The following is a 12,554-nucleotide window of genomic DNA, read 5'->3' on the forward strand; positions in this document are numbered from 1 at the left end:
TTACTTAAAACTTAATTCATACATCTTAATAATGCTTTTAATTAAATGTCTTCTATTCTCAATAGTTTTTAATCATCAATACAAAATAGCAAATCATCATAATAAAATTGTTACTATTGATAAAATTAACACCGTGATCCGATAAGGACTATCACTATAATAAAACATATAAAAACTAATGCCAATAATTATTAAATTGATAATGGTACCAATTACTAAAAAAACTAAACATGTTAAATTAATACCCTTAATAGTTTTAGCTAAAAAAACAGGTAATAGCATAATTAAAATTATAAATGCAAATAAAATAGTAACTAACATTGCTATTACTTGTAATACTATTCTTTGAAAAACTGGTGTTGCTGGGATATTAGGAAGATTAGCAACTATTTGACCAATACCAATACCATTAAAGAAAATCAAGCCAATTCAAAAAAATTGAATAGTTAAAATAAACATTCGTGAAAAACTATCACCAAAACTAGTAAAATAAACTCTTGTTAAACTTAAATCTAATGATGAAGGTAAAGGCGTTGCTTTTAATTTATTTAACTCTTGTTGACCAATATCATTACTCATAGTTAACAATTGTTGAACTAATGAATCCATATTCATCACCCACTTCTATAAATTAATTATAATGTATTTTACTTAAAAACTATGTAGTTAACTTATATTGTAATTTTAAATCAACAAAATAAACTAATTATCAATAATTTAACTAATCTTTTACAAAATAAAAAAGAGTAAGGCTCTTTACTTACTCCCTAATAATCAATACTACTTATTTTTTATTTTTAAATGGCGGTCTTGACGGGGATCGAACCCGCGATCTCCTCCGTGACAGGGAGGCGTATTAACCACTTTACCACAAGACCGTGGTTGCGGAGACTGGATTTGAACCAATGATCTTCGGATTATGAGCCCGACGGGATACCACTTCCCCACTCCGCGATGTATAAAATTTTAATAATGGAGGAGGCTGAGGGATTCGAACCCTCGAGCACTTGCGCACTGACAGTTTTCAAGACTGTTCCCTTCAACCACTTGGGTAAGCCTCCGAGTATTAAGTAATGGTGGACCCTATCGGATTCGAACCAATGCTCGCCCGGTTATGAGCCGGGAGCTTTAACCAACTAAGCTAAGGGTCCTAGACTATGGTAGCGGGGATGGGACTCAAACCCATGACCTCTCGGGTATGAACCGAACGCTCTAATCAACTGAGCTACCTCGCCAATTTTAGTTTAAACATTTAAATGGTGGACCCTATCGGGATCGAACCGACCACCTCCTGCGTGCAAGGCAGGCGCTCTACCAAATGAGCTAAGGGCCCTTTTATTTTAATAATGGTCGGGAAGACAGGATTCGAACCTGCGACCTCTCGGTCCCAAACCGAGCACTCTACCAAACTGAGCCACATCCCGATGGCGCGCCTGGCAGGACTTGAACCCACAACCTTTTGATCCGTAGTCAAACGATCTATCCGATTGATCTACAGGCGCATTTAATTACCAAAATTGATAGTAAATCATTAAACCTAATAAATTATAACTTATCAAAAGTAATATTTACAAGTATATTTGCAAATATTATTTAATATTTTGGAGGAGCCGATCGGATTCGAACCGACGATCAAAGTTTTGCAGACTTATGCCTTAAACCACTTGGCCACGGCTCCAAGTATAATCAAAAAAATTTAAAGACTTTTCAATATTACCAAGAGTAATTATTATTTGCAACTTGTTTTACAATATATTCGTATAAAATATTTAAGTATTTAATTATCTTATTTATTTAACTAATGACTATTTTACAAAATTATTTACCAACAATTAATATTTAGTTTTTAAATTTAAATAATTTTCATTTCTTGTTAAAGCAATTTATATCCAGCTTTATTTAATACTTCTTTATTAAACATTAAATTCTTAATTTCTAATTCTAAATCATTTACATTAATTTCAGTATCTTTACTTTTGTGAGCAGGATACTTTTACAATGCCACATATCAACATAGGAATACCAATAATAGCAGGTATTAAACACAAACCTATTAAAATAAGACTAATAGCTACTCATTTTTCACCTTTGTCTTCGGTAATATGGTGATTTTTACATGTATTTAATCTTTCTTGTCTTATGCTTTCATTTAGTTTGTTAATTTGTGCTTTTCTTACTTTCATTAATTTTTCATTAGGTAATTCTTCAACTGCTAAAATTAAAATAATTGCCGCTATTACTTCACATATTCATACAATTAATGATATTAATGAAAAAAATAATAACACTGGTATTGTTCAAAAAACAAAACTGCCACTTAATATTAATGTTGATAATATTAATGTTGAAATAGCAGTAATTCTAAATGAAGATTTCTTTTTAAGTATTCTAGCAGGTATCATAAAACAAATAATAATAATTAAAATTGTTACGCCAACATATGATAATGATCAAGCTAGTTGCAATTTAGTAAATTCAAATCCCATTTTTTTGCCAACAGCAGCATCAACTATCAATAATATTAGAAAAGTAATAGCAGCAATAATTTGTACAATTGGTGTTCAAAAAAGTAAGGCTCTTGAAACTTTAATTTTACTAAGAACATCAAATCTTTTAGATTTTTTATTTGGAATATAATTGTTTTGTTCAAACTCTTCATGCATTTGTTTTGCTAAAAGTGCCTCGTTAATTTTTTCTATTTGGTTGTCCATTTGTGATTATCTCCTTTTTGTGTTGTGATATATTGTAATTTAAAAGTGAATTTCTTTATTTTTGAATACAAAAAAACCATATAAAATTTTAAAAAGTTTGTCTATGAGCAAATTTAGTGACTTAAAATTGATTTTAAAGATAAAAGATATTACAAATTGCAATATCTTATTATTTTTACATTTATGATGAACTTGGTTTATATTTACTTGTTAAAGATTGATTTTCACTATTTGCACTGGTCACTAATTGATTAATTGGTGATTGATTTTTAGTTTCTATTTTTTCATTTAAACTTCTTATTAAGAAATCATTATTTAATAATTCTGTTTCTAATTTGTTAATTTGATTTGAAATAGATTTTTTTGATTATAAAAACCTAAATTGATTATATTAAAAAATATATTTTTTATTTTTTTCTTTTTCCAAGATAATTATTTTTTTGTAATGTCACTATTTTTAGTATGTAATTTTTTAATTTCTGACTCATTTACAAATTTTTCTGATTGAAAATATTTAATTTCACGTTCCATTATTCTTATATCATGCTTGATAGTAGTAATGTTTTGATTTATTCTTTTAATATTTTTTTCTAAACTATCAATTTTATTGTTAAATTCTGATTCAGTTTCTTTAATTTTTTTTGATAATTTTCATTATTTTCTTTTATTTTTGTTCTAAATTCTTTTTCAGTTGACAATGATATTTTTGAATTAATTCATCATTTTCTTTTGTTAATATAAATGCTTTTTGTTTTAATTTTTCTTGTTTTTCTTTTACAAATTAAACCATTTTGTTTTCTCCTTAATAATGATTAATAAAACCCATTTACTTTAAAACAAAGCAATGGGTTAAAACTTATATTTAGTTCTTCTTATTCTTTTAACAAATTTTGGATATTTTACAATCTTTTTTTAAAAAAATAAAAAAATTTTTATTAATAAAAATTTGGAACTAAAGTTTCTAGTGAGTATTTTCATAATATAATATTTTAATATCATAATTATGAAAAAACACAAAAAAATAACTATCTAGTTATTTTTTATACTGTATATAGAAAAAATAAAAATGATTAATAAACTAAAACATTTATTCACTTTCATAAACTCCACGATATAAATTAGAAATATAAACTCTATTTTTTTGATCTGTGATTATTATATTACTACCAAAAATTTGATTATTAATCACATGAATATTTTTATCATTTGATAACATTTGATAAATACTTTTTGCATTATCAATAGCATAAATATTATTATTCTTATCCAAAGTAAAATCAATAAAAGGTTTTTCTATTTCTGCAATCTTATTGAAACTATTTTTTCCTGTTAAACATTTATAAAAATTACTTTTAAAATTTGTTCTTATTATTCCCATATAAATATTATTATTACTATTTAATGCTAATTTACCACCAAGATAAACATCATTAATACTTTTAATTTTATTGAAAGTACTTTCTCCTGCTAAATATTTATAAATTTTACTACTATCTTGTTTTATACTTTAAAGTACTTAAAAAAATATTATTATTTTTATCAATAACTATTGATCAAATTGGTCTTTGAAAATTTTTTACTTCATTAAAATTAGTTTCATTTGCTAAACATTTATAAATATTTCCTTTTTTATCACTAGTATAAAGATGATCTTTGTTATCTACTGCAAAGTAGTTGCTTCTTTTATTCCATCCATTAACTTAAATTTAACAGTATTTATTACTGCTGGAACATTACTATTATTACATGCAATAATATTTGGATTTGTTGTTATAGTTAAAACTGTCATTGTAAAAATACTTAATAATTTTTTCATAATTTAATACCCTAATCTTTTAATTATTACTTAAAAATCATTATATAATATTTTTAATTATTAATTTAAAACTATTATAAATAACATTCAAATAAAACAAACCTTAATTTAATTAAGTTAATTAAGATATATTAAGACATATTTTGTTGAATTACATAAAAAAATTTACTAAAATAATAACTGAAAATGCTACACCTTAATGAACTTTAATAATAAAAAAAAGCACAATTGTGCATTTAATTAATGGTGGAGATGGCGGGGATTGAACCCGCGTCCAAAAGCTAACTGACAAACTGCATCTACAGTTTAGTATAATTTAGAAAAATCACCATTAAATAATAAATTATACGAAATTATAAATAGCTAGTTAATGAGAATTCGAAAAAAATTATTAACATCATTTTTTCTAGTTTATCGTATAATACGTTACTAATAATGATAAACTTGCTATTAGCAACGGTAGTATTTACTTTTTAAGTAATTAAGCAGGTAAAACTGCTTGATTTCCTAAACCAAATCCAAAGTTGTTTAACTTTGTTGTAAATCAGTTAGGTACTACGGTTTTAGTTTGTTTTCCGGTTATGAAACCTCGTAGTATTATGGTCTACCAAACCACTGCCACAATTAGTTGTTCACTCCTGTCGAAACCAGAACATCCCCATTAGTATTATACATTATTTTCTATGATAAAACAATATTGCTTTTCTTATTGATTGAGTAATTTTTTTGGAGCATAAGGATTGTTTAAGAAATATAACCGATTAAAAAGGTTAATTTTTTGAACTTATTAAATTAAAATAATCCTTATCCTATTTAAGTTATTTATATTAAAACATAATTTTAATAATTTAACAATGAATTTGATTATTGACAAGAATTTAAGAAATACAAAATTTGATATTTTTCAATATCATAAATAAGATTATTAATTTTTTTACTTTAAAAAAACTTAGTGTTATTAACTAAATAATAAAATATTGTACTAATTCTTGAATTTTTACCATTCATAATTGAGATGTCATATTGTTCAATTGGTTCAGTTCAATTATTATTTTTACCTTTAATTCATAAATTTTCAGCAAAATAACTTTTTTTAATTTCAACACTTTCGAATGTTTGATCACAATAAATATCAATTGGTTTTAATTTATTAATATATCCTAACCTTAAATTAAGCAAATTAACAAAGGTTTTAAAATTATAAACTTTAGCACCCTAACCTTTAATTGATTTTACCAAGTGAGAAATCATAGCTTCAGTTTATGAACCAATATAATATGATTTTTGATAATTATCAATTTCAATCTTATGATTTTCAACGTAAGTAATCAATTCATTAATTTTGGTTTTATTTTTTCTTTGATGTGAAAATATTTTATAAATTAAACTAACAATATGAAATTTATCTAAAACATAATCAGCACTTAAACAATTAGCTAATTCTTGTATTCAAGTAGTACCATCACCACAAACAACAATTTTCTTATCACTAATATCACCATCAATATTGTTAATTGTTTATATACTTGTTCAACGTATTCAATTGTTAGGATAGAGTTTCTCATAGAAACTTTAGTAATTAAATAAAATGCTCGCTTTTCTAGTAATTCTCTACGCTTAGTATCTCTAATTAATATGTCCCAAGTGACTAACTGTTAAATGAATTCAATATTCACCCTTAACTTTATTTTCTCGTAACCTAGTAAAGGTATCATCAACATTAAGATAAATATATTTTTTATCTTTTGCTGCTTTCGGGTGTTTATATTCTCAATAAAGTGATTCTTCATTTTAAATCTTTAGTATCAATTGTTCTTGTTAAATTTAAAATACTAGTTCTAGTGATTCCTGTTGTTTTGAGTTAAACAACAATATCACGTTGACTTTTCCCTGTAGCTAATTGTTCCATAATCGCTAACTTAAATGCAGGTTCATTATTTATAACGTTCTATTTGAGCATAGTTATCTAAAAATTAAACTGATCTATTTTTTTGCTCTTCTTGATTATAATACTGATATTTAGTTTTAATAATCTTAAGTTTACCAAATATAGTAATTATTTTTCTTTGAGTATAACCTTTAATAAGGTAACTTTTTTGTTTCCACATTTTTGAATTACCAATTTCTTCATCTAGTTTTTCTTAGTCTTTTTTAATTTCAACTAGTATTCTTTGATTTGAGTAACATTCTATAGTTAAAATATTTAATTTTATTAAAATTATGATAGTTATATTGATAATTATTTATATTTTCTGTCATACATTATTTTCCCCTAAATTAAAAATTTAATATTTAATATTATAACTTTTAAGTGAAAATAAGTCAGCATAAAAATATTGGAGATTTTTTAAGTTATTAAATAAAAAAGTATTTTTTGAAAAATAATATTTAAAATATTTTTTCTAATTCAAATCTAATAAAATCATCAACAGTATTTTTATATTCTTCAAACTCAATTTTATGTTTAATGTTATTATTAGAATCAATAAAAATGTTAGATAATTGTTTATCTTTTTGAAGTTTATTTATAATATTTAAATTTACTCCTAGTTTTATTAAATTTAACTTTTCTTTATCATTAGTTCCAAAAACTAATTTATTATACTCTTCAATATTAACTTTTTTATACTCAAATAGAAAATCAAAAAATAAAGTTAGTTTATAAGAAACAAAATCATTTTCCATTTTTAATTTAACAATTGCTAAATTAATTAATTCTTTTTTACTTTTTTCTTTTAAATCTATATAAACTTTACTTGAACCTTCATAAGCAATTATTTCTCCAAATTTGTTTCCAAAATAAAATATACTATTATTATCTGCAATTCTTTTTTCAAAATATTTTACTAAAAAATGTACATTTTGCTTTAAATTATTATTTTTAGAATAATCTAAAAATAATTGATAATAATTAATCGCAACAATATTCCTTAATCTTTTAAAATCAGGATCAATAATATAACTTTCTAAATGTTCAATAAAAATTTTATAAATCATATCCATGATATTATTACAATTTATTTCGTTTTCATTAACTTTTTTTAATTTTTCAAATAAACTATTGCATAATTCTTCAGTGATATTAAATATATTATTAATACCTAATTCAATCATTTTCTTTTTCAATAAAAAAATATTATCTTTTGATTCTTTAAGAATAATGTTTTCATTTTCAATAATTTTTTTAACTTTTATTTTTTTATCTTCAGTTACATTAAGCACATCAAATTTATATAATAAAGGATTTTCAATAATATCATCAACCATATTTTTGTGAAGTAATTTTATTTTACTTTGCATTTTGCTATTTTTATTATTATAAATTTCTGTGTTAATAAAGTGAATTTGTGGTAATAATTTATCTAAATTATTTTTACCATTAAAAATTTCTTTTAATCTATTAGCTCTTCCAATGAGATTTGTTAAATCTTTTTGATAAAGTCCTCTAGTATTTAATATATAAATATTTTCAATTGGAAGATTAACTCCTTCTAAAATTACATTATTAGCTATTAAATAAACAATATTTTTTAATTTTAAAAATTTATATTCTAAATATTCTTTAATATTATCGGGTAACTGACCATGCAAATAAATAATACCTTTTTGTAAATAGTCATTTCCAAAAAAATACTTATCTACATATTTGGTTAAAATTTTTATAGTTTTTTTAATTTCTATATCATTTATTTCACTAATAATTTTAGAATATAAAGTTTTTGCAAATAATTGCATTTTTTTTTGGGAATTAAGAAAAATAAAATTTCTATTTTTTTTAGTAGAAAAAATATAATCAAAAAAGTCATTATAACTAGAATTTATTTCATAAAATTTGTTTAAAAATCTATTATATTTATAAACTTTTTCATCTAGTCTATATTCGTAATATTCAGGTTCTTTTATATTAAAAGAAATACGATTTTCATTTATTTCTTCGTTTTTATTTAATTTTAAATTTTTACTATTAGAAATTAAAGGAGAAAAATAAATAACTTTTTGATTTTTATTTTTAGAACCATTTATTTTTATTAATCTTGATAAAAATATTGCTCTTGGGTCTTTATTAAAATTTTATGTGCTTCATCAATGTATAAGCAATCAAAAAATAAATTTTGGTTTAAAAGACGTAAAGCTCTTTCTTGAGTTAAAATTGAAATAAATTCATTTTCCTTTTGATACATTGTGTCATGAATAATTATTTTTCGATCTAAATTTTGTATTTTTATATCTTTATAAATTTGTGCCAGTAGTGATTTAGTTGGCACAATAATAGCAATTTTTTTATATAATTTTAAATTTTCTTTTATATTTTCAATTATTAAATTACTTTTTCCAAATGAAGTAGGAGCAATTATACTTATATTTTTATTAATTTTATTATTAAAAAGAAACTTTCTCATTTTATTTTGTTCTAAAGTTTCTATAATATTGTTGTTATTTTTAAAATTCTCTTGAATACCATTTTTTAAATTAAAATTAATTAAAGAATTAAATTCAATTAAATTGTTTTCAACAATTGTTGAAACTATAGGATAAAATCCAAAATTAACTGAAAAATCATAAAGTGGTAAAAAATCTTTATATATTAAAGAATATTTTAATATTATAAAATATGCAAATTCTAAATATATACCTTTATTTTTATTAAAATCAAATTCTTTTAAAAAAATAATGGCGATAGTTAATAAATATTCTCTTTCTTTTTCATCCATTTTAATATCACTAAGTACTATTTTTTTTATAACTTTATTAAATGGTTCTATTTTTATTAAATGTTTTATAATCTCCATTTTTAATCCTTTATTACTATATATTTTTTAAACACATCAATACTTTTTTGGGAAATGCAAATAATATGTGCTTTTTTCAAATTAAAATCATTTAATAAATCTTTAATATCTTGAAAAATTTTATCCTTTTGAATTGGGATCCATAAATTTTCTAAAAAAATTGTTGCAGAAGGTATTATGTTAAAATCAGTTATATTATAAAATTTATTACTAATAAAATCAGCTGATATTTTTTTTATACTTTCTAATAAGTTATCATTTCTAATTGGCATCACAGCAGCATGATTATAAGCATTTTTTCATGGATTATTAGTTGTTTTGCCAGAAAATTTTTCATTTAAATCTTTTATTGCTTCTTTTAATTTATTTTTATGACTTATATTTTTTGTATTAATGGAACCTGATTTACTTTCCATAATTCATTTTTCTTCATTTTTTACATATAAACCATCAAAGCCTTTTTTTATTTGTCCTTCTTCTAAATTTAAAAATAAACAATTTTGTTTATAATTCATCAAATTTAGAAATAAATGCACAAAAAATTCAGCTATTGCACCCATTAGTCAATTATCAGTTTGCTTTTCAAAAAGTTTTTTTAAAGTTATTTTAAGTAACTTTAGATTACCGTTGGTAGTTCCTTCACAAATTATAGGAAGATATTCATCAAGTTTAGTTTTTAAGTCAAAATTAATATCTTCAATTTCTATTATACTAATATAAAATACAGTATCTTTTACCTTATATTCTCTAAAAAAATCTATACTATTCATATTTAAATCCATATTTAACCTTAAATCACTTTTATTAATTACTAGTATAACCTCTATTATCTTTAATTATACATTAGTTTTGAATTATTAACATAGTTATTAATAATTCAAGTCTTTACCTGAAAATGAATAATAATACTATCACCACTGATTCAACAATCATAAGATAATCCAGGATGACAAGCATCTCATCGAGCACCCTGAGTAATAGTTTGAACTTCTTCATGAATTTCAATTTAATTAGTGCCACCTACCCACGGTAATATTACTTAAGAAAATATAAAGGCTAAAACTATTGATCATTTAACGTTATATCAATCAAATCCAATATCCATAAGTAAGAATTAAACTTAAATCATTGTAATTATTTTTAAATTCATCTCAACTATTAGCATAATCCCTTCAAGTAAATTGTCTCCCTATACTACCAATACTAAAGCGGGAGTTACACCCTGATTCTTAAAATAAAGTAGGTTATATATAATTAAAACTTTTTTCAAAGCATAATTTAAACTTTTAAGTTTATAAAGTTTAGTAATTAGTTTTATCACTTTCTTTTATTTTTAAATTTACTTAAAAAGAAAATTAATCCTTAACGGGTTGATCAATTTATCATTTAATAAATTCTTGTTTTTATCTTTATGCTCCAAATACTTTATTCAATCTTTCTTAAGATTATACTTTTTTTCAAGTCTTAATAATAAATAATAAAATTTAATATTTAATACTTTAACTTTTAAATCTTGGTAAATAACTAATAGTACTATTATTAATTTTTGAATTAGTAGCAAAGCCTTCATGTTTTATTACATTTGATACATTTCATCCTGATAAATCTTGATTAAATAATAAGGCACCAGCAAACATATTATTCATATCTTTTACATTAGAAGTGTCTCATTGCGATATATCTTGATTAAATGATTCTGCAACAGCAAACATATCTTTTGTACTTGTTATTTCTGGTGGTAATTTATTAGGTACTTTTTCAATTGTTTTTGGCATTTTAATTGTTTGTACTTCTCCTTCGCCATTTTGATAAAAGCCAATTTACACAATTTCCTTAATATTTTCATCTGATAAATCAATTTTGCTAATTTTTACTTTTTTCCTATTTTTATCAAGATAAATAGTAAATTGTTGCTTGATGTATGTATTTGATTTTGATTGTTTAGGTTTTATGCTACTTTGTGTTTTTGTTTTTTCTTTTTCTTTTTTTTCTTCTTCTGTTTTACTAGCATATATAATACCAGCAGTAACACCACCAATTAAAGTTGCTGAACTCATAACACCACTAATAATTTTTTTCTTTTTTTCTCGCTTAGACATAAAAAATTCTCCTAAATTCTTTTTTTTATAACTATACAATCAATATTTTATATAATTTTTATAATAAAAAGTTGAATATGCTTAGCCATTAATTTAAAAAAACCAAAATTCATGATAATGATTTTCAATTACTTTAACTATTTATTTTTTTGTTTCGAACTGCTTAATTTTAATTAAAACATTATGCTTTTCTGTAACTCAATAATTTGAGGAAAATATTGTCACAAAAAAATAAACTATATATCATAAAACTACAAATTCCAAAAGCAATATTACTTAAAATTTATGAAATCAAAAGTGCATAAATATTAATAGTAACTAAATTAATAATACATAATAAGAGTAAAGTTCAAAGCTTTGCTACAATAAGTACTAAACAAGATGTCACTAAAAGCCAACTATGAAACCATCAAACATATAATTTTAGTTTCTTAAATTTTGCAGTAAAAAATAACAAAAACAGCAAAAATAATTATAATAAGTGAGATAATTGCTGTGATGGCAATTACTTATGAAGCAAAAGTAGTTAATGATAACATTAAAATATTATTAATAGTTTTCAAACTATTAATACTAATATAAAGCAAAAAGTAATAGCTAATAAATAACAACTAGTTAATAAACAAAAAATTTATAGACAAGGTAATCATGTTGCCATATCTTTTTCCTTTCTAAACTAAATTACTATTTTTTTATTTGTCTTACTGCATCACGACTTTTAATAGTTTCTCGCTTATCATAGTTTTTTTTACCACGAGCTAATGTTATTTCTAACTTTGCTCTATTTTTATTATTTAAGTATATCATTGTTGGTACAACAGTTAAGTTTTTTTGCTTTTGCTCTTGCTTAATTTTTTTAATTTCTCGAGTATTTAATAATAATTTCCTTTTTCTTAATGGATCAACTACATAACTAGTACTAAATTTATAAGTATTAATATTCATATTAATAATATACGCTTCATTATTAGTGAACGTTATATAGCTATCTTGTAATGATACATTTCCCAAACGAATTGATTTAATTTCAGAACCAGTCAAAACAATTCCCACTTCTAACCTTTCTAATAATTGATAGTTAAAATATGCTTTTTTATTTTTTGCAATTATTCTCATTATTACCACCATTATTTTTGTA

At 22.6% G+C, this 12,554-nt stretch carries 12 protein-coding genes, 9 tRNA genes and 1 other RNA gene; all 22 read right to left on the minus strand.

What is annotated here, in order from left to right; all coding sequences use genetic code 4:
• The 22 genes from ACQH25_RS05895 to smpB all read right to left on the minus strand — a co-directional run bounded on the left by ACQH25_RS05895 (position 1) and on the right by smpB (position 12,532).
• The gene (locus ACQH25_RS05895; protein WP_425381089.1) at positions 1 to 609 is read right to left on the minus strand and encodes a hypothetical protein; all 609 of its coding nucleotides are present in this window, start codon (positions 607 to 609) and stop codon (positions 1 to 3) included.
• A 193-nt stretch (positions 610 to 802) separates the two neighbouring features.
• A tRNA-Asp gene (locus tag ACQH25_RS05900) sits at positions 803 to 878 on the minus strand.
• Between the two features lies 1 nt (position 879).
• Positions 880 to 954 (minus strand) — tRNA-Met (locus ACQH25_RS05905).
• Between the two features lie 19 nt (positions 955 to 973).
• Positions 974 to 1,061 (minus strand) — tRNA-Ser (locus tag ACQH25_RS05910).
• A gap of 13 nt (positions 1,062 to 1,074) precedes the next feature.
• Positions 1,075 to 1,151: transfer RNA gene (locus tag ACQH25_RS05915), tRNA-Ile, on the minus strand.
• Positions 1,152 to 1,158: 7 nt separating this feature from the next.
• Positions 1,159 to 1,235 (minus strand) — tRNA-Met (locus tag ACQH25_RS05920).
• Positions 1,236 to 1,257: 22 nt separating this feature from the next.
• Positions 1,258 to 1,333: transfer RNA gene (locus tag ACQH25_RS05925), tRNA-Ala, on the minus strand.
• Positions 1,334 to 1,347: 14 nt separating this feature from the next.
• Positions 1,348 to 1,424 (minus strand) — tRNA-Pro (locus ACQH25_RS05930).
• 1 nt (position 1,425) lies between these two features.
• Positions 1,426 to 1,502: transfer RNA gene (locus ACQH25_RS05935), tRNA-Arg, on the minus strand.
• Positions 1,503 to 1,602: 100 nt separating this feature from the next.
• A tRNA-Cys gene (locus ACQH25_RS05940) sits at positions 1,603 to 1,678 on the minus strand.
• A gap of 292 nt (positions 1,679 to 1,970) precedes the next feature.
• On the minus strand, positions 1,971 to 2,711 hold the full coding sequence (locus ACQH25_RS05945; RefSeq protein WP_425381090.1) for a hypothetical protein: 741 nt from the start codon (positions 2,709 to 2,711) through the stop codon (positions 1,971 to 1,973).
• 1,087 nt (positions 2,712 to 3,798) lie between these two features.
• Positions 3,799 to 4,089 (minus strand): hypothetical protein, encoded by a 291-nt coding sequence (locus ACQH25_RS05950; RefSeq protein WP_425381091.1) that lies wholly within the window; start codon positions 4,087 to 4,089, stop codon positions 3,799 to 3,801.
• 282 nt (positions 4,090 to 4,371) lie between these two features.
• On the minus strand, positions 4,372 to 4,527 hold the full coding sequence (locus ACQH25_RS05955; RefSeq protein WP_425381092.1) for a lipoprotein: 156 nt from the start codon (positions 4,525 to 4,527) through the stop codon (positions 4,372 to 4,374).
• A 244-nt stretch (positions 4,528 to 4,771) separates the two neighbouring features.
• Positions 4,772 to 5,187, minus strand: a transfer-messenger RNA (tmRNA) gene (ssrA, locus tag ACQH25_RS05960).
• Positions 5,188 to 5,466: 279 nt separating this feature from the next.
• Complete coding sequence (locus ACQH25_RS05965) at positions 5,467 to 5,706, minus strand: hypothetical protein (RefSeq protein ID WP_425381093.1); 240 nt, start codon at positions 5,704 to 5,706, stop codon at positions 5,467 to 5,469.
• Positions 5,707 to 6,500: 794 nt separating this feature from the next.
• Entirely contained in the window at positions 6,501 to 6,635 is a 135-nt protein-coding gene (locus tag ACQH25_RS05970) for a hypothetical protein (protein ID WP_425381094.1), read from the minus strand.
• Positions 6,636 to 6,915: 280 nt separating this feature from the next.
• The gene (locus tag ACQH25_RS05975; RefSeq protein WP_425381095.1) at positions 6,916 to 8,262 is read right to left on the minus strand and encodes a hypothetical protein; all 1,347 of its coding nucleotides are present in this window, start codon (positions 8,260 to 8,262) and stop codon (positions 6,916 to 6,918) included.
• A gap of 293 nt (positions 8,263 to 8,555) precedes the next feature.
• Positions 8,556 to 9,317, minus strand: coding sequence for a DEAD/DEAH box helicase (locus tag ACQH25_RS05980; RefSeq protein WP_425381096.1), 762 nt, complete (start codon positions 9,315 to 9,317; stop codon positions 8,556 to 8,558).
• Between the two features lie 2 nt (positions 9,318 to 9,319).
• Positions 9,320 to 10,087 carry a hypothetical protein gene (locus ACQH25_RS05985; RefSeq protein ID WP_425381097.1) on the minus strand — a complete coding sequence of 256 codons (768 nt, stop codon included), beginning with the start codon at positions 10,085 to 10,087 and terminating at the stop codon, positions 9,320 to 9,322.
• A gap of 729 nt (positions 10,088 to 10,816) precedes the next feature.
• On the minus strand, positions 10,817 to 11,092 hold the full coding sequence (locus tag ACQH25_RS05990; RefSeq protein WP_425381098.1) for a BspA family leucine-rich repeat surface protein: 276 nt from the start codon (positions 11,090 to 11,092) through the stop codon (positions 10,817 to 10,819).
• A 45-nt stretch (positions 11,093 to 11,137) separates the two neighbouring features.
• Positions 11,138 to 11,416 carry a hypothetical protein gene (locus ACQH25_RS05995; RefSeq protein WP_425381099.1) on the minus strand — a complete coding sequence of 93 codons (279 nt, stop codon included), beginning with the start codon at positions 11,414 to 11,416 and terminating at the stop codon, positions 11,138 to 11,140.
• Positions 11,417 to 12,100: 684 nt separating this feature from the next.
• Positions 12,101 to 12,532: an SsrA-binding protein gene (smpB, locus tag ACQH25_RS06000; protein ID WP_425381100.1), complete on the minus strand. Its 432-nt coding sequence runs from the start codon at positions 12,530 to 12,532 to the stop codon at positions 12,101 to 12,103.
• Positions 12,533 to 12,554: the final 22 nt, after the last annotated feature.

The sequence above is a fragment of the Spiroplasma endosymbiont of Polydrusus pterygomalis genome (assembly GCF_964030825.1).
In the GTDB taxonomy this organism is placed as follows: Bacteria; Bacillota_I; Bacilli_A; order Mycoplasmatales; family VBWQ01; genus Spiroplasma_E.